General features: G+C 52.6%; 27 protein-coding genes. 22 read left to right on the forward strand and 5 right to left on the reverse strand.

All coding sequences use genetic code 11. The annotated features are described in order from the left end of the window. Positions 1–365: 365 nt before the first annotated feature. Both M0R70_12870 and M0R70_12875 read left to right on the forward strand, forming a co-directional pair. Positions 366–842: a ferritin family protein gene (locus tag M0R70_12870; GenBank protein ID MCK9420262.1), complete on the forward strand. Its 477-nt coding sequence runs from the start codon at positions 366–368 to the stop codon at positions 840–842. Between the two features lie 212 nt (positions 843–1,054). Continuing rightward, the gene (locus M0R70_12875) at positions 1,055–2,152 is read left to right on the forward strand and encodes an IS110 family transposase (protein MCK9420263.1); all 1,098 of its coding nucleotides are present in this window, start codon (positions 1,055–1,057) and stop codon (positions 2,150–2,152) included. Here the strand turns inward: M0R70_12875 and M0R70_12880 are convergent. Then, a protein-coding gene (locus tag M0R70_12880) for an IS3 family transposase (protein MCK9420264.1) occupies positions 2,149–3,563 on the reverse strand; the annotation gives its coding sequence in 2 pieces (ribosomal slippage) (positions 2,149–3,221 and positions 3,221–3,563; 1,416 coding nt in all). The two genes, M0R70_12875 and M0R70_12880, sit on opposite strands and share 4 nt — an antisense overlap. A 165-nt stretch (positions 3,564–3,728) precedes the next feature. Here M0R70_12880 and M0R70_12885 point away from each other — a divergent pair. From M0R70_12885 to M0R70_12980, 20 genes are all read left to right on the forward strand, one after another. Further along, positions 3,729–3,950, forward strand: coding sequence for a hypothetical protein (locus M0R70_12885; GenBank protein ID MCK9420265.1), 222 nt, complete (start codon positions 3,729–3,731; stop codon positions 3,948–3,950). Between the two features lie 608 nt (positions 3,951–4,558). Continuing rightward, on the forward strand, positions 4,559–6,121 hold the full coding sequence (gene purH / locus M0R70_12890; GenBank protein MCK9420266.1) for a bifunctional phosphoribosylaminoimidazolecarboxamide formyltransferase/IMP cyclohydrolase: 1,563 nt from the start codon (positions 4,559–4,561) through the stop codon (positions 6,119–6,121). A gap of 225 nt (positions 6,122–6,346) precedes the next feature. Continuing rightward, entirely contained in the window at positions 6,347–6,610 is a 264-nt protein-coding gene (locus M0R70_12895) for a hypothetical protein (protein MCK9420267.1), read from the forward strand. Between the two features lie 14 nt (positions 6,611–6,624). Then, a complete protein-coding gene (locus tag M0R70_12900) occupies positions 6,625–7,257 on the forward strand; it encodes a L,D-transpeptidase (GenBank protein MCK9420268.1) in 633 nt (210 codons plus the stop codon). A 29-nt stretch (positions 7,258–7,286) separates the two neighbouring features. Further along, positions 7,287–8,528, forward strand: a complete 1,242-nt coding sequence (locus M0R70_12905) for a (Fe-S)-binding protein (protein MCK9420269.1) — start codon at positions 7,287–7,289, stop codon at positions 8,526–8,528. A gap of 203 nt (positions 8,529–8,731) precedes the next feature. Further along, positions 8,732–8,959 (forward strand): zinc ribbon domain-containing protein, encoded by a 228-nt coding sequence (locus M0R70_12910; GenBank protein MCK9420270.1) that lies wholly within the window; start codon positions 8,732–8,734, stop codon positions 8,957–8,959. Positions 8,960–9,231: 272 nt separating this feature from the next. Then, positions 9,232–9,918, forward strand: coding sequence for a zinc dependent phospholipase C family protein (locus M0R70_12915; protein ID MCK9420271.1), 687 nt, complete (start codon positions 9,232–9,234; stop codon positions 9,916–9,918). A gap of 97 nt (positions 9,919–10,015) precedes the next feature. Continuing rightward, the gene (locus M0R70_12920; GenBank protein ID MCK9420272.1) at positions 10,016–10,498 is read left to right on the forward strand and encodes an adenosine-specific kinase; all 483 of its coding nucleotides are present in this window, start codon (positions 10,016–10,018) and stop codon (positions 10,496–10,498) included. Positions 10,499–10,606: 108 nt separating this feature from the next. Then, on the forward strand, positions 10,607–11,383 hold the full coding sequence (locus tag M0R70_12925) for a DNA-binding protein (GenBank protein MCK9420273.1): 777 nt from the start codon (positions 10,607–10,609) through the stop codon (positions 11,381–11,383). Between the two features lie 197 nt (positions 11,384–11,580). Further along, the gene (locus M0R70_12930; protein ID MCK9420274.1) at positions 11,581–13,368 is read left to right on the forward strand and encodes a phosphoenolpyruvate carboxykinase (GTP); all 1,788 of its coding nucleotides are present in this window, start codon (positions 11,581–11,583) and stop codon (positions 13,366–13,368) included. Between the two features lie 115 nt (positions 13,369–13,483). Further along, positions 13,484–15,199 carry a hypothetical protein gene (locus M0R70_12935; protein ID MCK9420275.1) on the forward strand — a complete coding sequence of 572 codons (1,716 nt, stop codon included), beginning with the start codon at positions 13,484–13,486 and terminating at the stop codon, positions 15,197–15,199. Between the two features lie 469 nt (positions 15,200–15,668). Continuing rightward, positions 15,669–16,958 carry an NAD(P)/FAD-dependent oxidoreductase gene (locus tag M0R70_12940; protein ID MCK9420276.1) on the forward strand — a complete coding sequence of 430 codons (1,290 nt, stop codon included), beginning with the start codon at positions 15,669–15,671 and terminating at the stop codon, positions 16,956–16,958. Positions 16,959–17,315: 357 nt separating this feature from the next. Then, the gene (locus M0R70_12945; GenBank protein MCK9420277.1) at positions 17,316–17,702 is read left to right on the forward strand and encodes a hypothetical protein; all 387 of its coding nucleotides are present in this window, start codon (positions 17,316–17,318) and stop codon (positions 17,700–17,702) included. A 69-nt stretch (positions 17,703–17,771) separates the two neighbouring features. Next, positions 17,772–18,068 (forward strand): hypothetical protein, encoded by a 297-nt coding sequence (locus tag M0R70_12950; GenBank protein ID MCK9420278.1) that lies wholly within the window; start codon positions 17,772–17,774, stop codon positions 18,066–18,068. Between the two features lie 29 nt (positions 18,069–18,097). Continuing rightward, entirely contained in the window at positions 18,098–18,499 is a 402-nt protein-coding gene (locus M0R70_12955; GenBank protein MCK9420279.1) for a hypothetical protein, read from the forward strand. Positions 18,500–18,821: 322 nt separating this feature from the next. Further along, positions 18,822–19,496: a hypothetical protein gene (locus tag M0R70_12960; GenBank protein MCK9420280.1), complete on the forward strand. Its 675-nt coding sequence runs from the start codon at positions 18,822–18,824 to the stop codon at positions 19,494–19,496. A gap of 775 nt (positions 19,497–20,271) precedes the next feature. Continuing rightward, positions 20,272–21,183 carry a hypothetical protein gene (locus M0R70_12965; GenBank protein MCK9420281.1) on the forward strand — a complete coding sequence of 304 codons (912 nt, stop codon included), beginning with the start codon at positions 20,272–20,274 and terminating at the stop codon, positions 21,181–21,183. Positions 21,184–21,268: 85 nt separating this feature from the next. Next, on the forward strand, positions 21,269–21,820 hold the full coding sequence (locus tag M0R70_12970) for a hypothetical protein (protein MCK9420282.1): 552 nt from the start codon (positions 21,269–21,271) through the stop codon (positions 21,818–21,820). Continuing rightward, positions 21,753–22,382 (forward strand): outer membrane protein assembly factor BamE, encoded by a 630-nt coding sequence (locus M0R70_12975; GenBank protein MCK9420283.1) that lies wholly within the window; start codon positions 21,753–21,755, stop codon positions 22,380–22,382. Before M0R70_12970 ends, M0R70_12975 begins: the two co-directional genes overlap by 68 nt. A gap of 291 nt (positions 22,383–22,673) precedes the next feature. After that, the gene (locus M0R70_12980; protein MCK9420284.1) at positions 22,674–22,946 is read left to right on the forward strand and encodes a DUF493 domain-containing protein; all 273 of its coding nucleotides are present in this window, start codon (positions 22,674–22,676) and stop codon (positions 22,944–22,946) included. Positions 22,947–22,949: 3 nt separating this feature from the next. Here M0R70_12980 and M0R70_12985 read toward each other — a convergent pair whose 3' ends face one another. From M0R70_12985 to M0R70_13000, 4 genes are all read right to left on the reverse strand, one after another. Then, on the reverse strand, positions 22,950–23,594 hold the full coding sequence (locus M0R70_12985; protein ID MCK9420285.1) for a CBS and ACT domain-containing protein: 645 nt from the start codon (positions 23,592–23,594) through the stop codon (positions 22,950–22,952). Between the two features lie 153 nt (positions 23,595–23,747). Beyond that, positions 23,748–24,452: an ABC transporter ATP-binding protein gene (locus M0R70_12990; GenBank protein MCK9420286.1), complete on the reverse strand. Its 705-nt coding sequence runs from the start codon at positions 24,450–24,452 to the stop codon at positions 23,748–23,750. Next, positions 24,445–25,167, reverse strand: a complete 723-nt coding sequence (locus M0R70_12995) for an ABC transporter ATP-binding protein (GenBank protein ID MCK9420287.1) — start codon at positions 25,165–25,167, stop codon at positions 24,445–24,447. The genes M0R70_12990 and M0R70_12995 overlap by 8 nt, the downstream gene beginning before the upstream one ends. Next, positions 25,164–26,105: a branched-chain amino acid ABC transporter permease gene (locus M0R70_13000; GenBank protein ID MCK9420288.1), complete on the reverse strand. Its 942-nt coding sequence runs from the start codon at positions 26,103–26,105 to the stop codon at positions 25,164–25,166. Before M0R70_13000 ends, M0R70_12995 begins: the two co-directional genes overlap by 4 nt. Between the last annotated feature and the right edge of the window lie 103 nt (positions 26,106–26,208).

Raw genomic sequence — 26,208 nt, forward strand, 5'->3', positions numbered from 1 at the left:
TCCTCCCTGCTCATGGTGATCATGTCCTTTTCTGCCACAATGCCCTCCTATTAACGTTAGGCATTGTAACTGGAAATAGGACATTTCTATTTTGGCGAATTAGGACATTATCATTTTGGGATTACACCCCGAAACGCGGCAGGAAGAGTGAGGGAGTAATGGCGACTATTTGGCTATGCAGGCCTGTCTTGTGTTTCTGCGCCAGGGCCGCTGTGTTTATGTTTTCGGGTTCAACGGGGAAACCGCAGTTGACGGAACAAAATTCGATTGACACCTTCTCTGTAACACGCTATTATTTTCGAGGAACAGTTCTGGAAGCGCACAGCAGGCATCATTCATTCGATTTATTTATAAGGGAGACAGGCATGAACAAATATTCGATCGATGAGATCATGGAGATGGCGATCCGGACGGAAACGCTCGGGTACCAGTTCTATACCAGCATGGCCGAGAAGTTCAAGAAGGACGAAGACCTTGTCAAGCTTTTTACCACCCTGGCTTCCAAGGAAAAGGCGCATGAGAAGACCTTCACCGAGCTGAAGACGATGGTCGCGGCGAAAGGATCCGAGCCGGTCCAGTGGGAAGAGGTGAGCAATTATATGCGGGCCTTTGTCGAGTCCGAATTTTTTCTCGGCAAGGGCAAGGCCCTTCCGTCCATGGACCATGTAAAGACCGTGCGGGATGCCGTGAAATTGGCGATGGGGTTCGAAAAAGAGACGCTGCTCTACTTTTTTGAGCTGCGTGCCATCGTGAAGGAAAAAGAGATTGTTGACGAGGTCATTAGCGAGGAGAAAAGCCACATCCGGTGGCTCGCTGCCTTCCGGACAGGGCTGGCGAAATAAGGGAAGATACACTCCTTGATAATCTCGTAAAAAGTCATAATTTACCGCAGACACGGAGAAATGTGCATTGAAAATAAGTAACTACTCAGATTGGCCGCAAAAGCTTGCTATATTGTAGAAAGTAGCTAAGCCCAAAATAATAGGCTATACTCTTTCTCGATTTGAAACCAGCTGGCAAGTTGGTAAACCAAACCGAGGAAAGGAGTATAGCCTTGAAACCGATTAAAACAAAAAAGCGTTCGTTCGTCAATGGGAAACTTCTTATCGTGACTGCTGACATTGGTAAAGACAAACATTTTGGATACTGGCGCTGTCCTGATGGGACTGACATAAAGCCTTTCGCTGTCGAGAATAACGGCGCGAGTTTTTGGGAATTCTGGGAGCGGGTATCCCTTGCTCAGAAGCTTCACAACCTTGATGGCATTATCTTCGGGTACGAGTCCACCGGCCCTTATGGCGAACCCCTTGCGCATTTCATGCGGGCGCGAGGAGCGCAGCTGGTGCAGATCAACCCACTGCATACGAAACGCTTCAAAGAGGTAACGGACAATTCGCCGAACAAGACGGACCAGAAGGATCCCAAGGTCATTGCCGATATCATTGCGATAGGCCGATTCCTCACGGTGGTGATCCCCGAGGGGCCAGCTGCCGAGCTTCGCCGGCTCAGCCAGGCCAGAGAACGAAGCACCCAACGCCATACGGCCCTGGCGAATCAGATCCAGTGTCTTTTGGCGAGCATCTTCCCGGAGTTCCTGCAGGTTATGAAAGGCGTAACGAGCGCAAGCGCCAAGTATCTCTTGAAACACTATCCAACGCCGCAAGAGATCGCGGCCTACGGTCTTCCCGACCTTACCAAGACGCTGAGAAAGGTCAGCCGGGGAAAACTGAAGGAAGACCGCGCCCAAGCGCTCTACGACGGTGCTAAATCGACCGTAGGCATCGCCGAAGGCCAAGCGAGCGTCGTGATGGAAATACACGAGCTTCTTTCCCTTATAGAAGCCTCGGAGCGGTTTACCGAGAGCTTGGAGCAGGAGATGATAATTCATCTTGCCTCTGTTCCCTACAGCGACACACTCCTTTCGCTCAAAGGGATCGGCAAGGTCACGGCCGCTGGCTTGATCGGAGAGGTGGGAGACTTTCGGAAGTTCCGCACCATGGGTGAAGTCATGAAGCTTGCCGGACTGGATCTCTTCGAAGTGAGCTCCGGCAGACATAAAGGTCAGCGCCACATATCCAAGCGCGGCCGGCCGCTGATGCGGAAACTTCTGTACTTTGTCAATAACTTTGGGACACCCCGCGACCGAATTTAGTGTACTTTTTCCACGCTCCAAGGAACCGGTTTCGGTTTGTTAATCCACACCGCGTCCGGTAATGAAGGAGGAACAGGAGCTTTTTTCACAAACCGTTCAGGATGTGCCTTATACGCGGTACGAAGCACCTCGCCTCTGGCTTTTTGCACGTCCTGCGCAAATCCGTAGTGGACAGACTCCGGCGTATGCAATCCGATGCCGGAGTGGTGATGCTCGGTGTTATACCAAGGGAAAAAGACCTGGCAGAACCCCCGACTATCCTCGATGCAGCCGAACCGATCGGGGAAGTCCGGCCGGTACTTGAGCGTCTTGAACTGAGATTCTGAAAAAGGGTTGTCATCGCTCGTATATGGCCTGCTGTGGGTCTTAGTGACGCCCAAATCGGCCATGAGCAAGGCAACCGGCTTGGACCTCATGGACGAGCCGCGATCCGCGTGAATCGTGAGCTGCCCTTTTTCGATATTCTGCTTTGCGCAGGTTTCCTTGATGAGCTTTTCCGCCAAGGCAGCCGATTCTCTGGGGGCGATCATCCAGCCAACGATGTAGCGGCTGAAGATGTCCAGAATCACATAGAGGTAAAAGTAGGTCCATTTTGCCGGGCCTAAGAGCTTGGTAATATCCCAGGACCAGACCTGGTTCGGTCCCGTGGCCAAAAGCTCCGGCTTCTGATACACGGGGTGGCTGAGCTGATTCCTACGCTCCTTGACCTCCTGGTTCGCGTCGAGGATGCGGTACATGGTACTTATAGAGCAGTGATATTTTCCTTCATCCAGGATGGTTGCATAGATCTCCTGGGGTGCCTTGTCCGCGAACCGGTCAGCGTAGAGAATATTGAGAACTCCTTGCCGTTCGTCTGAAGACAATGCACGAGGAGGACTCGGACGTTTAATCGGCACCACGGGAGGCGCATTTTTCCGCGCCTGCGTCCGGTAGAACCCTGAACGAGGAACATCGAGCGATGCACACGCTGATTTGATCCCAATATCAGAAGAAAGAGTAAGAGCGGCTTCCATCACTCGCTCCCTTCGTTCTCGGGGGTCGCAAGAGGGATCCCCAGAATCTGTGATATTTTTTTTTGCACGTCGATAATGATTTCGGCCTGCCTGAGGCGACTGGTAAGCCGCTCATTCTCCTTGCGAAGCTTCTCGTTCTCTGCATGGAGAGGATCATGGACTGATTGCTTACGACCCCGCTTCTTGGGCGTGAGGCCGGATAGTACGCCGCGGTCGCGCTGACGTCGCCAGGTGTCGAGATTTGATGCATAAAGCCCTTCGCGGCGCAGGAGCTTACCAAGACACCCAGGTTCATTGCAGGCATCTGCAAGCGTAAGGACACGAAGCTTGTATTCAGCAGTAAAACGTCGCCGAGCGGCTTTAGCCGGAACCTCAGGGTTCGGCAGGACCGCAGCCACACCTTGATGCGAATTAACTTCTTGCGGGGTCTTTCCCCATGGAACCTCAGTCGCCCTACGGGCTCCTTCGTTTCTATGGGATGCTTTGATCTTTGAAGCTATCATATAGATTTCTCCTCCCCGCCCTCTACTCTAATTTACCACAGGGGAGGTGTCTCAATTATATTGACACAGAGGGCGGAATTTGCCGCCCTCAACACCGTCAAAAAAGGCGGCGCAATGCACCAGTGGTATCGGAGCGCCTGTGATCGGGGCATGCCCAAGCCCAAGGCTCTGGTGGCTGTCGGCCGAAAGCTTCTCGGAATTCTCTTTGCGATGGTTCGTGATCATAGCGAGTACGTACCCAATTACTCAGAAACCCAGTATCAACTCAAGGAGGCTGCGTAACAAGTGTCTTTGCGTGTAAGCGGGGCGATTATCGTTTGCGTTATCTAAGGCGGCCATGCCGACCTTCTGCAAAAGCTTACATAACTCCCCGCTTGCACCTTAATCCCAATGAAGCAAGGTTCGGGCTCTGTCGAGACCCTCAAAATACCAGAGTTGGGTAAGGTGCCGCACCTAAGACTGATATCTTAACTGAGAGCAAGGCTCTTTATAAAAAATACTTGACTAGAACAAACCAGAACGCAAAGAACTCAAAGAAAAACCTGAAACCATGTATTTCAGTTTTAATTCTCTCTGCGATCCTTGTGTGCTTCTCTAACAGGTTGTTGAAAAACACTTAGTTTACCCTTCGACCCTTCGGCAAGCTCAGGGCTCAGGGCGAACGGAGCGTGTATTGAATTTATTCGTATTTATCCGTTCGTGGTGAGCCTGTCGAACCACAAAAAGACTTTTTCAACAGCCTGCTAAGCGGCAGATTTTTTGACGGCTACCGCGTCTCAGCGGCGATCACCCGCTTTTAAGAGCTCATCATAAATTGACTTTCACCGTTCTTTCGGTTACAATTCTTCACATTCTGCTTTAAAATTTCATCTTTTTCCCGGAGGACACCTGTGGCCAAAGTGACGCGCGCGCTCATCAGTGTTTCACACAAGGAAGGTATTCTCGATTTCGCCAAGGGGATTGAGAAACTCGGCATTGAGATCCTGTCCACGGGCGGAACGGCAAAGATGCTTCGCGATGCCGGCGTCAAGGTCAAGGACGTGTCGGAGTTCACGGGCTTCCCCGAGATGCTCGACGGCAGGGTCAAGACCCTGCACCCCAAGGTGCATGGTGGGATCCTCGGCAGGCGCGGCAATCCAGAACATGTGAAACAGATGCAACAGCACGGCATCGAGCCCATCGACCTGGTGGTTGTGAACCTCTACCCCTTCGAACAGACCGTGGCAAAGCCGGGGTGCACGCTTGAGGACGCGATCGAGAACATCGACATCGGCGGCCCGACCATGCTTCGTTCCGCGGCCAAGAATTACACTGACGTGGCCGTGGTGGTGTCGCCCCGCGACTACGGCCGAGTGCTCGAAGAGCTTCAGAAGCACGGCGAGGTCTCGGCAAAGACCCGTTTCGAGCTTTGCCGCACGGTCTTTCTCCATACCGCCCGCTACGACAGTGCGATCTCCGCCTGGCTCGACAGCCAGGTGCCGGCAGACGAGAAGACCCGCTTCCCCAACATCCTCACGCTCCAGCTTGAGAAGGTTCAGAACCTGCGCTACGGCGAGAACCCCCACCAGCAGGGCGCGTTCTACCGGGAATTCGGGCGCAGGGAGCCGAGCGTTGCCCATGCGAGACAGCTGCAGGGAAAGGAAATGTCCTTTAACAACTTCCTTGACGCGAACAGCGCGCTCGAACTCGCGAAGGAGTTTGACCACGCCGTAGGCGTGGTCATCGTGAAGCACAACAACCCCTGCGGTGTGGCCACGGCGGCGACGCCCGTGGAGGCTTATCGCAAGGCGCGTGACTGCGACCCGGTCTCGGCTTTCGGCGGGGTGATCGCCTTCAACCGCATGGTGGATCTTGATACCGCCAGGGAACTCACGTCCACGTTCGTGGAAGTGGTGGTGGCGCCCGAGTACGCGCCTGACGCGCTCGAAGAGCTCAAGCGGAAAAAGGACCTGAGGCTGCTCGACATCGGGCCCACGGTGACGGGCGCGCCCGAGGGCATGGACCTGAAAAAGATCACGGGCGGGCTTATCTATCAGGACCGCGACCTCGGCCGGATCGCCGACGTAAGGAAGCTGACCGTCGCGACCGCGCGAAAACCCACGGACGATGAATTCGAGGCGCTCGCTTTTGCCTGGAAGGTCTGCAAGCATGTGAAGTCGAATGCCATCGTCTTTACCACGAAAGACCAGACCATCGGCATCGGGGCCGGCCAGATGAGCCGTCTTGATTCGGTGCGTATCGCCGTGATGAAGGCGCAGTTCCCGCTCAAGGGGACCGTGCTTGCGTCTGACGCCTTCTTCCCCTTCCGCGATGGACTCGATGAAGCGGCGAAGGCCGGCGCCACCGCCGTTATCCAGCCCGGCGGGTCGCTCAAGGACGAAGAGGTAATCAAGGCGGCGAACGAGCACGGCATCGCCATGGTCATGACCGGGATGCGGCATTTCAGGCATTGATTCTGGTCGCGTTTGTAGTGTAGTAACTAATTGATCAAATTCTTCTCAAAACGGCAAGAATTTTCTCGCAGAGGCGCAGAGTTCGCAGAGAAAATCTAAATAAATTCTGGGTTAAAATCAAGCGTAAAGGTTTTGATTTAACTCTGCGTTCTCCGCGTGCTCTGCGAGAGACGCCCTTTCGGTTCTGGCTTGTACAGAATTAGAAATTCTCAGAAAGGATATTCGATGATCCGGGGTTTACTGGTTTTCCTTGTTATTTTTGTGATCTATTCCGCGCTCAAAACCGTGATCCGGTCGGCGGTCAAGACCTACCACGTTGATGAACAACGTCGCGGCAAGCAGATTATGGGTGATGAAATGGTGCTGGATCCCGAATGCCACACCTATGTGGTAAAGGACCGCGCTGTAGCGCGGCGCATTCGGGGCACACTTACGTATTTCTGCAGCGACGCCTGTGCCCGACAATACGAGGACAAGAACCGCGCGTGATCGCGGGTGGATGAATGGTGCTGTTCCGAAGAAATAGCTGCTGTATCCTCAGACTCCTTGCCGCGTTCCTGCTGCTCTGCTGCATTTCTCCGTCGCCTGAGACGTCGACAGGCAAAACGGACATCTTCGCGTCCCTGCTCTCGTCTGTTGCCGGCCGGCTTAAACTCGTAATCTGGAAGTCCCGGTATACCCTGACCCTCTATAAGGGTGAGATACCGGTAAAAACATACCGGGCGGTGTTCGGCAAGGGCTACCGGGAAGGTGATAAACAAAGGATGGGAGACCGGCGGACGCCGGAGGGAGAGTTTTACATCTGCACCATGAACGACAGCAAGCGGTTCTACAAGTTCATGGGCCTCAGCTATCCCGGCATGAAACACGCGGATTACGGGCTCCAGTCGGGGATGATCTCTTATGTTGAATATGCGATGATCAAGAACGCGATCGAGGGCCGGTTGTCGCCGCCCTGGGAGACCCGGCTCGGCGGGGCCGTGGGAATCCATGGGAGAACGCTTGATGCCGGGAATGCGCAGCAGCGGGACGTCAGCACGAACTGGACCGACGGCTGCATCGCCCTTGACAATGCCGACGTTGACGAGATTTACCGGGTGGTTTCCCTCGGCACGCCGGTGATGATCCTGCCATGAGCCGATCAGTTCGGAGTTCGGAGTGCGGAGTGCGGAGTAAAAAAAGACAAATCTCTCTTGAGGTGCACCGCGATGACATTGATCGCTGTGTAAAGTGCGGGTCCTGCGGCGCGGTGTGTCCAACCTATCTGCATGAACGCGATGAGTCGTTCTCGGCCCGCGGCAGGGTGGCTCTCATCAAGGCGGTCTTGGACGGACGGCTTACGGTCTCGGAGATTTTCAAAGACCGCCTCGCGACGTGCACGACCTGTCTGGCCTGCGAGTCGGCCTGCCCGAGCAATGTGCCCGTGACGGAGATCCTTCAGGCTGCAAAAGAGCAGGCGGTTGCAGAATCCGGCATGGGGATCATCAGCAGCGTCATTGCCGGCACGGTGAAGCAGCCGGCCCTGATCCGCGCTGCCGCATGGCTCGCGCCGGTTGCGCTTCATTACTCAAAAAGTCCGGGGTCAAGGATCAAGGGGCAACGATTGCGGAGTGCCCCCGATAAAGATGTTCGAGGGCAGGCTCCATGCGGAGTGCGGAATGAAAAAGAAAAATCGCACAGGGCAAAAGGCAGGGTTGCTTTTTTCCCGGGGTGCGCGGTTGAGTATTTTCATCCGGACATTGGTCAAGCGACGATACGCGTCCTGAACGCGATCGGATATGATGTGATCGTGCCGGACGACTTGAAGTGCTGCGGCAGGCCGCTTCTTTCGCTCGGCGACCGGCAGTCGGCGGAAGAGCTTGCCGCGCACAATGCCGCGCTCTTCGAAGCGCTTGAGGTGGACGCCATCGTCACCGCCTGCGCCTCGTGCGGCCTGACGTTTAAAAGGGATTACCCTAAACTGCTTCGGCCCGGCGCGAAGACGCCGGTTGTGCTCGACATCCACGAGTTTCTTGCGGGTCGGATCGAAGGGGTCAAGCTTAACCCGGTTCTTAAAAGCGTAACGGTCCATGATCCGTGCCACCTCGGCAGAGGCCAGGGACTGTCGCGGACCGTACGAGACCTGCTTCGGACCATCCCCGGACTTACGCTCGTGGAGATGAAGGACCCGGACCGCTGCTGCGGGTTCGGCGGGGTGATGCGGATAACCCACCGGGAGCTTTCCGACGGTATCGCCGTGGACAAGGTAAACAATATTGTCGCAACCCGCGCTGCGGTGGTCGCCACGGGCTGTCCGGGCTGTTGCATGCAGATAGCCGATGCGCTGAAGCGGAACGGTTCGGAGATCGGCGTGGTGCACCCGGTGCAACTGCTGGAAGAAGCGCTTTCGATTGAGGATCGTCCTTGATAGAGACAGACGAGGGAAGGCATTCCATTCGACATGCGGAATGAGTTAACATAGCGCGCGACCTCTGGTTGCAATCAAAGAGTGTCATCCCCGAATGGTTTAATCGGGGATCTGGTGCTTGCTTAAAAATGCGAAAACCTGGATTCCCGATAGAGGCACTCGGGAATGACGGTTTATGGTGGTTTGTCAATAACCAAAAAACCATGCCCATCTACGAATATCACTGTAATGACTGCAACGCCGATTTCGAGAAGCTTGTCTTCGGATCGAATCCGGAAGTTGCCTGCGAGAAGTGCGGCTCAAAGAAGACCGAGAAGCTCATGTCCCGGTTTGGCATGGGTAAATCTTCGAGCGGACCCGCGTCAGGCGCTTCAAGCAGCAGTTCCGGCTGCGGCGGCTGTTCTTCCTCTTCCTGCGCAGGGTGCAAGTAGCCGTTTCCTGATCGCAAATCCGAGGACCGTCTTTTCCCGAACCCTATGAAAAAAGTGAGATTTACCCCGGTAGAGAATACCGCCGACTCCTGTCCGCGAAAATTATCCATTAGAGAGATTGTGGTGCAACGCCACAATCTATAATCGTCAGATAGCTTGTGATCTAACGGGGTTTACCGGTCAATTTTGTATTGACGCAGAGGGTCCCCAAGAGGTATTATGACAGAGTTTATTATTCAGGCCATTTTTCATATGAGCCAGAAAAAGAGCGCATGTCATTCATTTTATTTCTTGCTGCCGGTTTCATCCTGATTCCTTCTTTTGCTTTTGCATGGGGTCCCCTGACCCACATGTATCTCGGCAATGAGCTGCTGAACTGTGCACCGCTCATCCCTGCCGGCATCCTCGCGCTTCTCAAAAAACACCGGCAGGATTTCCTCTACGGCAACCTCATGGCCGATATCATCCTCGGCAAAAAGTATCTCCCGGACGACAAAAGTTCGCACTCCTGGGACGTGGGTCTGAAACTGCTGGACCAGGCAAAGACCTGGCCCGAGCGGGCGTTTGCCTACGGCTACCTGTCCCATCTTGCCGCCGATACTGTGGCGCATGAGACTCTGACGGATGAGATGGGGAACATGGGGCATACGTGGGTCGAGATGAAGGCTGACAGCCTGATCGATAAGACCTACTGGCTCCAGACCGTCATGATCAGCAGGGCGGTCCGGAAACGGAGCGACCTGCTGCTCGAAAACTCCCTTGACAGTTTCATCTTTTCCTTCAAGACCAACAAGCGGATCTACAAAAGCATGGTTTTTCTTTCGTTCCTGAACAAGAAGAGAAAGCGGGGTGTGGACAAGGAACTCATTCAGGAACTCCACGAAGAATCCCTGGCCCGTATGCTTGAATTGCTCCAGAACGGCACCGAGTCCGCGGTGCTGAATAAGAACCCGCTCTGATCGAGGGCAGGATCCCGCTTCGATCCTCTTTCGTTAAAGTCAATTCCGGCTCTCGCATCATGATTAACCCGTTATCAATCCTTTCGGGGAGGCGCATATGGACCTGCAGAGCGTAACCGTTGATATTCCCGAAGGCTGCAATATCATCCTCGGCCAGACCCATTTCATCAAGACCGCGGAAGACCTGTATGAGATCATCGCCACGACCGTCCCTCAGGCGAAGTTCGGCATCGCCTTTACCGAGGCGTCGGGTCCCTGCCTCATCCGCACGGAAGGGAACGACGAGGACCTCATCAAGGCCTGCATGAAAACGCTTCAAGCCATCGGTGCAGGCCACGTGTTCTGCATCTATCTCAAGAACGCATTCCCCGTCAACGTCCTTACCCCGATCAAGAACTGTCCCGAGGTCTGCCGAATCTTTTGCGCCACGGCGAACCCGCTCGAAGTGGTGGTTGCAGCGTCGCCCCAGGGCAAGGGCATTCTTGGCGTGATCGACGGTTCCTCTCCGAAGGGTGTGGAAACGCCGGCTGACAAGGCGCAACGGAGGGAATTTCTGCGGAGGATCGGGTACAAGCTCTGAAAAACCTGCTTGATTATTTGCGCCGAAAGCGGTAAGTTTCCTGTACACAAATCATGATTCACCCGACAACGGACTGGATCAAATCACCACTATAGAAGGAGTAAACAAATGAAACGACTTATTGGACGTGCAGTACCTTTTGTAACGATCACCGCACTGATTTTTTCAGCTGTCTCCGCTTTTGCCGTGACGGATAAGCCGTCACCCGTTCCGCCGCCGGAGATGAAAGTGAAAAAAGCAGAGGCTTCTCTCGATTCCTCCTCACTCTCGGGCAAGGTTCTGGAGACCATGAATTCCGGCGGATACACCTATGTCCTTCTTGAGAAAAAGGGAAAAAAGACCTGGGCGGCAATACCGGAGATGAAGGTCTCGGTGGGCCAGCAGATGTCGCTACAACCCGGCACCGAGATGGCCAATTTCCCGAGCAAATCGCTCGGCAGGACGTTCGATTCGATCATCTTCTCAGGCGGGCCGCTCTCAGATGCGCCGTCTGCAAGCGGCAAGGAGAAAGCCGACAAGAAAACCGAAGTCAGCAAGACAGTCTCTCCCCCAGCTCAGGATATCAAGGTGGCAAAGGCAACGGGTCCGGACGCTTATACCATTGGTGAAATATTTGAGAAACGAACGGCATTGCATGAGAAAACCGCGGTGGTAAAGGGGAAGGTGGTAAAGATTTCTGCCGGGATCATGGGAAAGAACTGGATCCACCTGCAGGACGGTACCGGAGATCCCAAGCAGGGCACCAACGACCTGGTGGCCACCTCCGATGCACTTCCCGCACTGGGAGATGTTATCACGGTCAGGGGCACTGTTTTCAAGGACAAGGACTTCGGCTCCGGATACAAATATTCGGTGATCATGGAAAAGGCGAGCATACAGCGCTGAACCGGGGGAACGCGTCGTATTCACAAACCCCGCGATGTTCGCGGGGTTTTTTTGTCCCCTGGATTGTTTCTTTACTTTATTTGCGAATTATGCATAATAACCCTTCATACCGCTCAGCATGATCGAGTATGACCGGTTGCCGGCGGACCATACGGACAGGGCCGGAAACGGGAACCTGATGTCGAGGAGAATGCCTGATGAAGAACGGATCGAGACACGAAAAGCTGAACGCCTGGGTCAAGGAAGTCGTTGACCTTTGTAAGCCCGACGCCACCGTCTGGTGCGACGGGTCAAAGGCCGAGTACGACCGGTTGATGACGCTGATGCAGACGCTCGGCATGGCGATCCCGCTCAAAAAGCGGCCGAACAGCCACCTGTTCCGCACGGACCCGAGCGACGTGGCGCGCGTGGAGGACCGGACCTACATCAGCACGAAGAAGCAGGAGGATGCCGGACCCACGAACAACTGGGTCAATTCCGACGAGCTGAAAAAAACGATGAAGGGCCTGTACCAGGGTTGCATGCAGGGTCGCACGATGTACGTCATTCCCTTTTCCATGGGGCCCGTTGGTTCGCCGATAGCCAAGATCGGCGTGGAATTGACCGACAGTCCGTATGTGGTTTGCAACATGCACATCATGACCCGGGTCGGGACAAAGGTCCTCGACGTGCTCGGCGAGAAGGGTGAGTTCATCCCCTGCCTGCACTCCATCGGCGCTCCGCTCGAAAAGGGTCAGAAGGATGCTGCCTGGCCCTGCGCGCCGATCGAAAAGAAATACATCAGTCACTTCACCGAAGAGAACCTGATCTGGTCCTACGGTTCGGGCTACGGCGGAAATGCCCTGCTCGGGAAGAAGTGTCTCGCCCTCCGGATCGCCTCGAACATGGCCCGGAAGGAAGGCTGGATGGCGGAGCATATGCTGATCCTGCGTCTGACCAGTCCCGAAGGCAGGCGGTTTCACATCGCAGCCGCCTTCCCCTCGGCGTGCGGCAAGACGAACCTCGCCATGATGCAGCCCTCCATCAAGGGCTGGAAGTGCGAGTGCATCGGCGACGACATCGCGTGGATGAAGATCCGTGGGGACGGCAGGCTCCATGCCATCAATCCCGAGAGCGGCTTCTTCGGCGTCGCCCCCGGCACCTCTTACGACACCAATCCCATGGCCATGGACACGTTGAAGCAGAACATCATCTTCACGAACTGCGCGCTGAAAGATGACGGCGACATCTGGTGGGAGGGAATGACGGACGACGCGCCATCCCATGCTATCGACTGGAAGGGCCGCGACTGGACGCCGGCCGGCAAGGATGATGCCGCTCATCCGAACGCGCGCTTCACCGCGCCTGCATCGCAATGCCCGGTCATCTGCCCGGACTGGGAGAACCCCGAGGGCGTACCCATCGACATCTTTATATTCGGCGGCCGCAGGAGCAGCGTCGTGCCGCTGGTCACCGAGGCCTTTTCCTGGGACCACGGCGTGTTTCTCGGCGCAACAGCCGCGTCGGAAACCACCTCTGCGAACATCGGCGCCGTCGGCAACCTGCGGCGGGACCCCTTTGCCATGAAACCCTTCTGCGGGTATCACATGGGCGACTACTTTCACCACTGGCTTGCCATGGGCGACCGACTGGGCGCGAAGGCCCCGAGGATCTTTTATGTGAACTGGTTTCGGAAGAGCCCGGAAGGCAGGTTCCTGTGGCCCGGATTCAGCGACAACAGCCGGGTGCTCAAGTGGATGTGCGAACGCGTCGAAGGCAAACGGGACGCGGTCAAGACGCCGATCGGCCTGATGCCGAAGGAGGGAGACCTCGATCTCTCCAAACTCGACATCCCATCGGAGAACATGAAGGCGCTCATGAACGTGGACCTCAAGGCATGGAAGGCCGAGATCCCCGACATCGAGCAGCACTTCGCGCAGTTCGGGAGCCGGCTGCCCGAGCGGCTCAGGATGCAGCTTGAGGAATTCCGGAAGAGGCTGGGGTAGAATTGAAAACTTTTTACCACCAAGACACAAAGCGAAAGAACAATTGTTCTTAAAGTATTTTCTTCGTGTCTTCGTGCCTTAGTGGTGAAGCCTGCATCTTATTTTTATCGACCTAATGAAAAAAACCACTCCCCATAAAGCCCTTGTGAACGTGCTGGGTGTCGTATATCTGCACACGAAGACCGAGGACGGCGGAGACCTGTATTGCACCCGGTTCGCCGAGCCGCATCAGAAACATCTCGAGATCAAGAACTGGTACGAGGAGGAATGGTTCACCAGGCACCGTGTCCGGCTGCTCGGGACCAGTTCCGTGTTCCGCGTGCCCACGAGACGCGTCAACGGCACGAGTCTTGACCTGGTCGTCAAAAACTGCCGCGTGGGGGAGGACGTCCCGATCAACACCCACACGCTCGAGGAGTTCGTCAGCGCCGAGTTCAACAGCCCCTGGGAGGAGTTCGCCCTGGTCATGGAGATGGCCGACAAGCAGGTCGGCCAGCGGATCAACTGGATCCGCGCGCAGCGGCCCCTGGCGATCTACGTGCCGCCCCAGAGAATGCAGTTCTGGCAGAGCGGACGATCGCGGGCGAGGATCAACCGCATTCGCGCGCGCCATCGCGGCATTGACATCGACATCCTCAAACAGTACAAGCTCGTCTACGAATGGATACGGGGCAAGAACCTGATCGAGACGTTCGAGCACATCAAGCTTGAACTCCCCGACATCGTTCATCATCTTCAGACCATGCAGAAGAAGGCATTCGAAGACCTGAGCAAAAAAGGGTACCACATGGCCGACATGAAGCCCGAGCACGTGATCCTCGATGAAGAGGACTGCGGGCGCATCGAGCAGGCGGGCAGGAGCGGGGAGGCCGACGCGGCGCGGAAGCAGGTGGACCTGGTCCACCACCTGCTGAGCGTCGGGAAATACTCGGTCATCGATTATGAGCTGCTCTTCCGGACGCCCGAACACGAGGACCGGGTCAAGGCATCGAGGCGGCATTCCTATCTTGACGACATGCGGGACCGGCTCGAACCGACGCCGCTGCCTTCGCACCTGACCCGCATGGAGATCTTCGGCGTGCCCTATATCTTCGGCCGCGCGGAAAGCACCGGCGGCCGCATGTGGGTTGTCGGACGGAACGCGCGGCTGTTCGATTATTTCCTGCCGGAGCGCTGGCGGAAAACCCCATCCCTGAGCCTGTCAGACGCAAATGAAGTATATTACACGGTCACCAAGGACAACATCCATCTCGTCTGGGAAACGTCCCGCGTCGGAGAGGTCCCGACGGACAGCAAATACACTGCTGAAGAGATCATAAAGATCCGGCATTTCGGCATCAACAGCCCTTTCGAGGAGTTCGCCATCTCCCAGTCGCTCAATGAGCAGGGGATCCATGCGACCTATGTGCGGGCGATCTACATGACCGGCAGTGCGAAAGAGGAGCACTCGATCGACCGCAGAAAGTATGAAACCCACAAGGCGATCCTCGACAGCGACGGTCATCCCGTTCTGGGAGAGGGGCACAACTACATTACGATCCGCGGTTACTACAATGGTCCGGATGAATGGGTGTCGCAGCACGAGGGGTCGCTGCTCACGCCCGTGGACCTGGTCAAGGCGGTGCGCAAAAAGATCATTGAAGAATCACAGAGCAGGAAGTTCCTGGAAAGGGTCATTTCGCGGTTGCGAGAGGCCGGATATAACGGGTCGTTGTTGAAGGCCAACGACCTGCTTCTCGCGGTCGACTCCAACGGGGAGATCATGAAGGACAAGTCCGGCGAGCCGGATATCATCATCTGCAATTTCGAGGTCCTCTGGAAGATTCCCTGATCACCGCGTTTTTCGGAGCGGCCATGCTGCACATGAACGAGCTTGAGTACACGGGGATCATGAAAAAGCTTGCGTTTTGGAAAAAAGGTTCGTGATGAGGACGAGACCATTGGCCGCGTAGCGTAGTAATAGAAATAACATCGTCGACAAGAGGACCAAAAAGCCGGGAACGCTTCCCCGGCTTTTTAATATATGCGACAGGTTTAGCTAACGGGGAGCAACAGTTCGAGTGAGTACTGATTCCCGCGGATGTTTCCACTTGATCCGATAACCCTATCGCTCCTGCCGACGATGTCTTCCAATCGGGCAAAAGACGCTTCAGACAATTACGTGTTACTGGTTGTTTCATGGGTTTTATGATATATTTTTTTACAATACGTACATCCTGATAGTTTCACTCGCCGACATTTCAAGGGAGAACCAGAGGAGAAATCCTATAGTCCCCCTGTGTTCTTGTGGAGGAGGTTGTATGGAAACGTCGCGAAAGAGACCACGTGTCGTGGTCGTGGGGGCCGGGTTCGGCGGCTTGTGGACCGCAAAGCGCCTTGCGCGGTACCCGGTCGACGTCATCCTGGTCGACCGGAACAACTACCACACATTCCTTCCGCTCTTGTACCAGGTGGCTGCGGCCGAGGTCGGTCCCGAGGAGATATCCTCCCCGATCAGAACCATCGTTCGCGACTTCGGCAACACTGAGTTCACCATGGCCGACATCACCGGCATTGACCTGAAGGCAAAGGTCGTCCTGACGCGCGGGAAGGACATTCACTACGATTTTCTTGTTCTCGCGATCGGCAGTGTCTCCAATTTTTTCGGGATACCCGGAGCAGAGGAACATGCATTCCCGCTTAAGACCATGGATGATGGGATCGATCTGCGCAACCACATTCTCAGCCGGTTCGAGCTGGCGTACAAAGAGACTGACCTTGAGGAGCGGCGGCGCATGCTCACCTTCACAATCGTAGGCGGTGGGCCGACGGGCGTCGAGTATGCGGGTGCGCTGGCGGAGCTTATCCGGGGGCCGGTCAGTAAGGACTATCCGGGGCTCGGCAGGCGGGAGGTGCGCGTTGTGCTCGTCGAGGCCCAGGACCATGTCCTCGGGATGATGCCGGAGGCCCTGCGCGCGTATGCCCTCAGGCGCTTACGCTCGATGGGGGTCGAGGTCCTGTTCGGAACCTCAGTCCGCTCGATCGCCGAACGGGGTGTAATGTTTCACGACGGAACTGTATTGCCTACCGAAACCGTGGTCTGGACAAGCGGAGTCCAGGGCGAACCACGCCTCGGATCGTGGGGCCTTCCGCAGACAGCGGGCGGTCGGATTGCCGTCCTGCCTACGCTCCAGGTTGCCGGACATCCGGAGGTGTATGTGGTCGGGGACCTGGCGGGGTTCGAGGAAGACGGCCGGTTTCTCCCGCAGGTGGCACCCGTGGCGAATCAGCAAGGGGCGGCTGCGGCGGACAACATTGAAAGGCAGGTCCGGGGCGTTGCTCCCATGCCGTTCCGTTACCGCGATCCCGGAATCATGGTGACGATCGGCAAAAACGCGGCTGTCGCGCGCCTGGCGGGGATATCCTTCACCGGGTTTGCGGCCTGGCTGTTGTGGCTCTTCGTGCATTTGATGAACCTCATCGGGTTCCGCAATCGCATAGTCGTATTGATCGACTGGGGGATGGACTATTTTTTCGCGGATCGTTCGGCGCGGCTTATGCTATCATGCAGAAAACGGCCCGGTACCGGCAATCTAAAGCCCGGATCGTAGCGATTGACGGCTTTAATATGCAGCGTCCGGTACTTCCTGTAGTCGTTAAAGATGCCATCTATTGAAACTCATCAAATTACAACTTGAATTTGTTACCACTACTCCAAAAATGCCCAATCAACATCGTTGACAATTCCCAGAATCAAGAATATATTCGTCATTAATATTGGAGCCAATGTGGCATAATCATTGCTAAACTAGCTAACTCCGAAAATCCGGGATTACCTAGGGGGCTAGCTAATAACGGATTTTAGGTATTAACGAGGGGGATAGTCATCCCCTTGTTGGAATTTACCAACCACACGCTCCAGGCGGACAAGTCCGCTGAGCATTTAAAATAAAAAGATAAGGTGATATATGACTAGACGGTTTTCCAATCGCACTAAATTTACTTCCGAACAATTACAGAAAATAAGGGAAGAAAGTAAAAGTGTCGGATCTGTCGTTGCTGAAATCGACACTGAACTACAATTACGAGAAACCGAAGATAATATTACATCAATGAAATCTGATATCCAAAAATTAACTAAGCCTCATTGGTCGCTTGTTCCTATTTTTTGGATTGCTCTTGCTGCCTTGTTTGTAGCTCTATTGCAATATTTTCGACCGATGCAATCCGCTGCTCCAAATAATCAATATACGATCTCGTCTTCTCCTGTGACAACAATGACATCACATTCACAATCAGTACAAACAGGCACAACCAAAACGTCGCAACCCAAACACGTTCCGAAGAAGCCATAAACTTTTTCACAAGATTCATAGATGCTCCTTGCGGTATAAAGCCGCCTACCAAAGGATAATTTTCAACCTATGGGCAATCCACCAGAATATCAAACTTGGGTTTATCATCGGCTTAAACTCCCCAAAGGGAAAATAGTTATGCGTTCCGAAGCCATCAAGCTATTCAAGACGGGCTGGACTGATAATCCCGGTAAGTTTGCTATGGGACCGCGTGGTTTTTTTATCAATTCCATACTTTTTTCAGGCATTACCCTTAAAAAATTCTGGCTCGATCACTGGAAATGGATAATCGGTATCACGATTAATCTAATACTTGGCATCATTGGGCTTTACATAGCATGGCTACAATTAAAGGTCCCCAAATAAGAGCCTGTGTACAATAGAAAGGAGATTTTATGAAAAAAATACTTTTGGTACTTCTTGTCTTATTCGTCGGTTGTGCTGGTGGATTGCATAGAGATGAATATAGTAGATTGCATAATGATGCTAAAGAAATTAGCAATGGTATTATTAAACTACAGTTTGACCTACGGGATTTTGTTGATGTTTGGGGATACCCTGAAACAATGAGAAGCATTACCGCAACTTCTGACGAAAAAACTTTTTCAGCAGTATGGAATGCATTTGGTGGTTCAGCGTATCAAGGAAAACGCACTTCTGTTTTGCAGGTTTGGGATTATAAAAAAAATGGCATAACTCTATTCTTTGATGATGATGGGAGGCTGGTTTCCTGGAAAACTGATAAAACCGTTGAAGAGCTGAAAGCCATATATCATAATAAATATAATAACCATTAAAGGCAAGTAGACAAGGGCCTAATGTTTGTGAAAAAATCAAAAATAATCTTCTTGTGATTGAAACCGAATTGATGGACAACAACTTATTGAAGCGGCACGCGCAGATTTCAATTGTGATGGGTTAGAGGACATACTTGTTTTTGAATACAACTATGCTACACGTGGAACGCTGGGCTATGGTGGCATTAGGATATTGCCCCGTATATCAACAGATTCTTTATTCGAAGTTGCCGCACCGCCTTGCGAATCCCACCCTGCGGGTCGTGTGGGTCGCTGAAAAACGCGCCCTACACCCGCGCAATATGCATCGAAGGAGAATAGATTGAAGTATACAATTCCAGGGATATCGACTCTGATAGCTTTAATTGTGTGGATAGGAAAGAAATGGCTAACAAAAATTTTGGGCCAAAAGATGGAGAGACTTCCTTGGAACTGGATCCTCATATGCTCAATCGCATTGCTCTTGGGTATAGTGTATGCGGATGCTTTTAATGATAGCTCCCAACTTCGAAGCTGGATAAAGGAACGAAGTAAGATTGCTATCGTTGAAAACTTTGTGTTGGCTAGCACGGTCGATAATGAAAAGTCTTGGTACGAGGCCGTAATTCATCTTCGCTTCTTATCCAAATTGAAAGATGTGAGTTGTACGATTGAGGTAACTCAATATGCGGGCTTAGATCACGCAAAGAATAGCTTCGTGATAAGACAAGAGGTTATTCCATATACCGAAAAGAATTTAATCAAAGAAATACGAGTGGTTACTTTTCCTAGGCGAATATATATAAAAGTTCCTGTGGGTTATCCATACTGGGGAGATAATAAAAATCAAACTTGGGCCGGAGACGGGCAGCATATTGTTACATTAACGCTTTCATCTGGTCTAAGACGCCAATCTCAGAAGTTCCTCATTTCAGCTATAAAAGATGTAGGTGAGGGACCAGAGCCGGTTGTTTTATTTGGAGGCCCAGAGAGTCAAAGTTATATGCAAATCAGGTAAAGAGATGTCATAATGACGCCAATGCATCGAAAGCTGGATGGATGAGTTCAAGATTCTTAGAAGTCATAAACTGATAACGAATCATTCGAGTCCCGGGCTCTACAGCGCGGGGCTCAACTCATTGTTGGACAAACAACGAAAGCAGAGGATGCTGATGCAGGACGCCCAGAGCCAGAAAGCCCTTTCGATTTACGTAGAGTGCATGGAAGAGGCGAAACATCGCTTAGCGGCGGCTGAACGGTACGCTGCCGGAGCTACAACGCAGCCGCGATTGGACACAGAAAGCGCTTGCCTTCAACTCCGGAAGACCCTTGAACTCGTAGCTTACGCGGCAATTGCCCCGCACAAGTCAAAATACGAACAATGGCGTACAGCGGCACCGAAAAAACCGGGCGATTTCAGAAAGAACTTCAACGGAAGGGAAATACTTGCCTCTTTGACAGCCATAAATCCATATTCCTATCCGCGACCTCTGGCCCCACGGGTCAAGACGACAAATGGCTGGCACTACCCACCCTTCCGGGGTGAATACCTTTCTAAGAAGCGTTACGAGCGTGTATGCGATAAATGCAGCGTTCTTCTTCACGCTGATAATCCTTGGGGCAATAAAAATTCTATCAGGAATTCCAGCGCAATATTCCTAGATACGTTGCGCTTATCCGCGCTTTATTAAACGTTCATAGCGTCATAATTCAGCATACTCAAGGTTCTTCAGCACTTGTTATAGAGGTCGGCGATTTGAGTACGAAGGCTAAGGGCTACAGCAGTTTCGCCGATGGCGCATTGTTCATCTCTGATGATTATTATCGGTAAAAAACTTAAAGGAGAATTTGCGATGCATTTGTTTAAGACTTTAACTCTTTTCGCCTGCTTCTTTTTATATTCTTCAATTCTTCACGCTGCTCAGGCCGCAATCCAGACAACGATTATTGAGGCGGAAGGTTATGCTTGCATGGGAGACGATAAATCAAAAAAGCAAACTGAACAGTTTGCGCTTATAGATGCAAAGCGCAAAGCTTCGGAAGCGGCATTAACGTACGTGAAGAGCGAAACGAAAGTCGAGAACTTAGAAATTCAAAAGGATCTTTTGGCTGCATTTTCAAATGCACATGTAAAGGTTATTCAAGAACTTGATGAAAGTTGGTATAAAGATACATCGGCGGGCGATTGTTACAAAATAAAGATTAGAGCTGAAGTCAAACCTGAAATGAAAATGATCTTTTTTTCTGATCCACCCCAGAGTGCATCGAATAATAACATGCTTGATACAGCCTGGCACAGATACAAAGGCCGTAAATTTGCCGTCTGGGGTCGCGTTAAAAATGCATCGAGAATTTCTATTCCTTCAGATGGCTGGCGTCTTATCGGGCCTACGGTGGATCATAAAGATGAATATGAGTGGGGTTGGGAAGTCACTTTATCAATTGCTCCTTTTTCGGCTCAAGGTGGCTTCTTGGAATTAAAGAAAATAGAATATACATTATTAGACGAAGACGGGTTCGTTTTGGTAAGTGATAAACTTGATTTATCCGGCTTTGACGATTCCATTGAACCCGGTTTTGATGGTGCCACCGTAAGCCTGCTTCAAGAAATAGGAACAACAAAAACATACCGCCAAATATCAAAGATCAACATTCCAAAAGCTTTGCGAGCAAGAGCGAGCAAGTATTTAATTTCCGTGAATTAAGCCACTGCCAACCAGCGGGTCCATAGCGACGCGCCAAAGGGCGGCGCGTGACCCGGGATGTAAATTATTATACATGGAGAAAGACATGGTAGAAACCAAGCTTTCGTCCTCAGTTACAATAAAACAATATCGTGTTTTTAAGGCACAAAAAAACACATCACGAATTGCGGATCTCATACTTGAAAGGTTTAGAGAAAGATATGTTGATCCATTTGAGAACAACAACAGTAAACATGGCTTTAGCATGATAGCTATTGGTTGTCTTATGGTTGAGGCTTTGCACTCCTTTAAGAAAGGATGGAAAAGAACCGGTGTTAAAGGCGGTGAGGCATTCGATGAGTTTTTTTCATCCTCTAAGCATTTGAATATTTTTAAAGGAGTAGGTGAACAGTTCTATTCAAATATCCGGTGTGGTGTGCTTCATCAAGGGGAAACATACGATGGCTGGAAAATTACCAGAAAGGGAGAACTTTTGGACAGAAACAACAAAACAGTAAACGCAACGAAGTTCCTAAAGGCGATTGACCTTGAATTACAGGAATATTTTGCCTTTCTTAAGTCCGAGCCATATGACTCAGATAGTTGGAAAAAAGCAATCAAGAAAATGGATCATATATGTACCAACTGCAATGCATAGCAAGCCCATAACCGGCAAGCGGCTCAACGTTGAATATTTGAAAGGGGTAATGCAAATGAGATATTTCTTTATCGTATGTGTTCTTGTTCTCCTGACGGCTTGTGCATCATTATCAGTCGTTCCTCAAAGGCTAGGTCAGTTAAGTGTTGGCATGACAAAAGCAGACGTTATGAAGACAATGGAAGTAACACCCTCAGAATTTAGGTCACATTTGAACACAGAATATCTTATTTACGAAACTCATACCGGAGACTATTTTGTTCAATTAATAGATGGCAAATTCAACGCCTATGTAAAGAAAGGCGATTTCGATTATATCATTCCCCAAAGGCTGGGACAATTAAGTGTTGGCATGACAGAATCTGACGTTTTGAAAATAATGGGAGTACCTCCCTCTCAATTTAAGGCACATTTGAATACAAAATACTATATTTACGAAAGTAATCATGTCGACCATTTCGTTCGATTCGTAGATGGCAAAGTAAACGCCTATGGAAAGCAAGGCGATTTCGATTCAACGAAAGACCCGGCATTTAACCTCAATATTAAATCTGATAAATAATCAAATACATTCGATAATACCAAAGGTTATTATGAATAACCGTAGCACACCCGAACAATTCTATTCTAACCAGTCGTTCCACGCCGACCGCTACGCGGCGTGTGAACTCATCGTGTACCTGTGCAGGATTCTACCGGTATTCTGCACCTCCCATTTATCGGTCGCCTGTGCACACTTGTAGATGAATCTGACGAAAACTAACCGATGATTGAGATGCTCATGAACTGGCTGAAGTAGAGACTGCCACGCAATCCCCTTCAAAGGATTTGATATGATTGCCGGGATAACGAAGTGAAAGATATCGAGAAAGACAGCCTGTTTCATTTCCCCTGCATATTCCCGATCAAGGTAATGGGGGAAAATACTGACGAGCTTTACCCGGTCGTGAGTGCGATCATGGAAAAGCATGTGGAAGGGCTCGACGGTGTTACCTTTGAGAGCCGGCTGAGCAGCGGCGGCAAGTACTTGTCGATCACGGTCACCTTTACTGCGCAGAGCAAGGCGCAGCTGGACGCAATTTATCTGGCACTGAACAGACATGATCTGGTGCTTATGACGCTCTAGTGGCTATCCCTTCTTTATCTGGCAGGATCCGAAAGTGCGCTCTATCTCTGCCCTCAGGCCGTTGAAATCACCCTTGCCCTGAGTTCTGATGACCACCCTTCGATAACCGTCTTTTATCCCTTCATACGAGGTGAGTATCCCCAGGAGACGGAAGTTGTGTTTTCGGATAATGTCAGCCACTTCCCGGATGGATCCGGCCCGGTCCTCGATCGTAACGCATATCCGGATGCCGCCGTGCCTTACGCCGGTGATGTCCACCAGGGCATGAAAGATGTCCTTGTCCGAAATTATGCCGACGAGGTTCCCATTGTCCACTGCGGGAAGACATCCGATATTATAATCGAGCATGATCATCGCCGCTTCCTCGACCGGCAGGTCAGGCGACGCGGTGATGACTTTGGTTATCATGATCTGCTTGATCATCGTCTTCGCGAGAACATAATGGAGCTCGTAGATGTCCAGGGTCGTGGCTTTTGACGGGCCGTAATCCTTGATGTCGAGGTCCGACACAATGCCTTTCAATTTGCCATTTCTGATTACCGGAAGATGCTTGATTTTTTTATCCTTCATCAGGGTGATGGCGTCAGAGAGATAATCATCGGGGCTTATGGTAAAGACCTTTTTCGTCATCCAGTCGGAAACAAACATGGGCACCTCCAGGGGAAATTCCAAATTTCAAATCCGAAATCTCAAATCCCAAATAATATCCAATGACCAAAATTCCAATTGGGTGATTGGTATTTGGAATTTATTTGAGATTTGTCATTTGGTGCTTGAGTTTTCCGGGCGCAATGTGCCCGGCTATACTCCCAGATATGCAGTTTTTACATGCTCATCGTTCAGCAATGCCTTGCCGGTCCCCTGCATAACCACCTTGCCGCTTTCGAGCACATACGCGCGGTCGGCGATCGCCAGGGTCTGCTTCACATTCTGCTCCACGATCAGGACCGTGGCCCCCTGCTCCCGGATCTTTTTGATGATATCGAAGATCTCGCGCACGAGGATCGGCGCAAGCCCCAGCGATGGCTCATCGAACATGAGAAGTTTCGGTATTGCCATGAGTCCTCTGCCGATCGCCACCATCTGCTGCTCGCCCCCCGACAACAATCCCGCGGGCTGTTTTCTTCGTTCGCTCAGCCGGGGGAAGAGGCCGAAAACCATCTCCTTGGTCTTCGCGCGCTGCTGCCTCGCCTCGCCCCGGAGCGACCCCATGTCCAGGTTCTCCTCGACCGTCATCTCGACAAAGAGACGCCGTGCCTCGGGGCAGTGGGCGATCCCCAGCTCGACGAGCTTGAACGCCTCGATCGTATGGATCGGTGCGTCGTTGAACAGGATCCTGCCCTTGCGGGGCCGAAGAAGCCCGGAGATGGTCTTGAGCGTTGTCGATTTGCCGGCGCCGTTCGCGCCGATGAGCGCGACGACCTCGCCCTGCCTGACCTCGAAGGAAACGTCCCAGAGCACCTGGACGTCGCCGTAGAATACGTCTATGTTCCTGATCTCAAGCACTCTGCGCCTCTCCCAGGTACGCCTCGACGACCAGTGGATTGCTCCGGATCTCCAGCGGCGTGCCCTCGGCGATCTTCTCCCCGTAGTTCAGCACCACGATCCGGTCGGATATGGCCATGATGACCTTCATGTGGTGTTCGATGATCATGATGGTGATGCCGCGGTCCTTGATCTTGCGGATGATGCCGATGGACTCGTCAAGCTCGGTCGAGTTCAACCCGGCACAGGATTCGTCAAGGAGCAGGACCTCCGGCTGTGTGGCAAGCGCCCGCGCGATCTCAAGCCGCTTTCTCTTGCCGAGCGGCAATCCCCGTGATATGACGTCACGGTCCTCATACAGTCCCGTGAATTGAAGCGCCTCGCGCGCGATCTCCACGGCCTCACGTTTGTCCTTCGCGCGGAGATATGACGATGCAACGACATTGTCGAGCACGGACATCCGCTGGAGCGGCTTCACGACCTGGAAGGTCCTGGCTATGCCTCGTCGGCAGATCTGATGCGGCATGAGGCCGGATATCTTTTGTTCTTGAAAAAAGACATGGCCCCGCGAAGGAGAATAAAATCCGTTCACCACATTGAACAGGGTCGTCTTACCTGCTCCGTTCGGCCCGATAAGGCCGAGGATCTCTCCTTTTCTGACCTCAAAGGACACGTCCTTGATCGCGGAAATCCCGCCGAAGAAGCGGGAGACCTTTTGTATCTTGATGAAGCTCATGCGGTCCTCCGTGAAAGACCGACCAGTTTCTTCAGTTTAGCAAAATCACCCACAATGCCGTTGGGCAGAAAAATGATGATAACGATCAGCAGGATGCCGAAAAACGTATGATGCGCCGTGCCGAGCATCGGGATGGACCTGATGGCCTCCGCAAGGATCACCATGATGATCGCGCCGACAATGGGCCCTGAAAAGGTCGCGACGCCGCCGACCATGACGACCATGATGGTGATGATGGAGATATCGTGAAGGGCGAACACGACCTTCGGATCGATGTATCCCATGTAGTTCGTGTAAAAGGCGCCCGCGAAGCCGGTGATCACGGCGCTCAGGCAGAGGGCGATGGTCTTATACAGTGTCGTGTTGATACCCAGTGATTCCGCGGCATCCTGGTCCTCGCGGATGGCGACGAAATAGTAGCCAAGCTTTGATCCGATGATCTTTTTCACGAGCAGGAACGATAACGCGGCTATCGCCAGGATGATATAGTAGTACCAGGTCTTTTCGATCCAGCTCCGTTCGCGGATCATGATGCCGAGGTCCCCGCCCGTCACCTGCACAAGGTTCTCCGCCACGATCCTGAGGATGACGCCGATGGCAAGCGTGGCCAGGGCGAAGTAGGGGCCGCGCAGCCTCAAACAGACGTAGCCGATGACCAGTGCGAAAATGGTGACCACGACGATACTGGCAGGCACGCCCCACCATCCGGAGATCCCCAGCTTGCTGTACAGCATGCCGCTGGTATAGGCACCCACGCCGAAAAACGCGGCATGGCCGAAGGAAACCTGGCCGCAGTAGCCACCGAGAAGATTCCAGGCCATCCCGATCACCGACCACATGATGACCAGGATAAGGATGTGCATGAGATAGCTGTTCAGGCCCAGGAAGGGGATGAGGGCCATCAGCACCAGCGTTATGGAAGGCAAATATTTTTTCATGAACAAAGCCCTGACGACCCGGAATTAAAATGCTTGAACCGCCAAGGCGCGAAGGAATCAGGCATTGAGATGAGAATGCTCATGAAGTCCTTTGCGCTCTTTG

The sequence above is a fragment of the Nitrospirota bacterium genome (assembly GCA_023229435.1).
Classification (GTDB): Bacteria; Nitrospirota; UBA9217; order UBA9217; family UBA9217; genus JALNZF01.

Excerpts from the sequence above, each read along its gene's own strand:
- M0R70_12870 (MCK9420262.1), top strand. The coding sequence starts at position 366 with ATGAACAAATATTCGATCGATGAGATCATGGAGATGGCGATCCGGACG.
- M0R70_12895 (MCK9420267.1), top strand. The coding sequence starts at position 6,347 with ATGATCCGGGGTTTACTGGTTTTCCTTGTTATTTTTGTGATCTATTCC.
- M0R70_12900 (MCK9420268.1), top strand. The coding sequence starts at position 6,625 with ATGGTGCTGTTCCGAAGAAATAGCTGCTGTATCCTCAGACTCCTTGCC.
- M0R70_12910 (MCK9420270.1), top strand. The coding sequence starts at position 8,732 with ATGCCCATCTACGAATATCACTGTAATGACTGCAACGCCGATTTCGAG.
- M0R70_12915 (MCK9420271.1), top strand. The coding sequence starts at position 9,232 with ATGTCATTCATTTTATTTCTTGCTGCCGGTTTCATCCTGATTCCTTCT.
- M0R70_12920 (MCK9420272.1), top strand. The coding sequence starts at position 10,016 with ATGGACCTGCAGAGCGTAACCGTTGATATTCCCGAAGGCTGCAATATC.
- M0R70_12925 (MCK9420273.1), top strand. The coding sequence starts at position 10,607 with ATGAAACGACTTATTGGACGTGCAGTACCTTTTGTAACGATCACCGCA.
- M0R70_12930 (MCK9420274.1), top strand. The coding sequence starts at position 11,581 with ATGAAGAACGGATCGAGACACGAAAAGCTGAACGCCTGGGTCAAGGAA.
- M0R70_12935 (MCK9420275.1), top strand. The coding sequence starts at position 13,484 with ATGAAAAAAACCACTCCCCATAAAGCCCTTGTGAACGTGCTGGGTGTC.
- M0R70_12940 (MCK9420276.1), top strand. The coding sequence starts at position 15,669 with ATGGAAACGTCGCGAAAGAGACCACGTGTCGTGGTCGTGGGGGCCGGG.
- M0R70_12945 (MCK9420277.1), top strand. The coding sequence starts at position 17,316 with ATGACTAGACGGTTTTCCAATCGCACTAAATTTACTTCCGAACAATTA.
- M0R70_12950 (MCK9420278.1), top strand. The coding sequence starts at position 17,772 with ATGGGCAATCCACCAGAATATCAAACTTGGGTTTATCATCGGCTTAAA.
- M0R70_12955 (MCK9420279.1), top strand. The coding sequence starts at position 18,098 with ATGAAAAAAATACTTTTGGTACTTCTTGTCTTATTCGTCGGTTGTGCT.
- M0R70_12965 (MCK9420281.1), top strand. The coding sequence starts at position 20,272 with ATGGCGCATTGTTCATCTCTGATGATTATTATCGGTAAAAAACTTAAA.
- M0R70_12970 (MCK9420282.1), top strand. The coding sequence starts at position 21,269 with ATGGTAGAAACCAAGCTTTCGTCCTCAGTTACAATAAAACAATATCGT.
- M0R70_12975 (MCK9420283.1), top strand. The coding sequence starts at position 21,753 with ATGACTCAGATAGTTGGAAAAAAGCAATCAAGAAAATGGATCATATAT.
- M0R70_12985 (MCK9420285.1), bottom strand. The coding sequence starts at position 23,594 with ATGTTTGTTTCCGACTGGATGACGAAAAAGGTCTTTACCATAAGCCCC.
- M0R70_12995 (MCK9420287.1), bottom strand. The coding sequence starts at position 25,167 with ATGAGCTTCATCAAGATACAAAAGGTCTCCCGCTTCTTCGGCGGGATT.
- M0R70_13000 (MCK9420288.1), bottom strand. The coding sequence starts at position 26,105 with ATGAAAAAATATTTGCCTTCCATAACGCTGGTGCTGATGGCCCTCATC.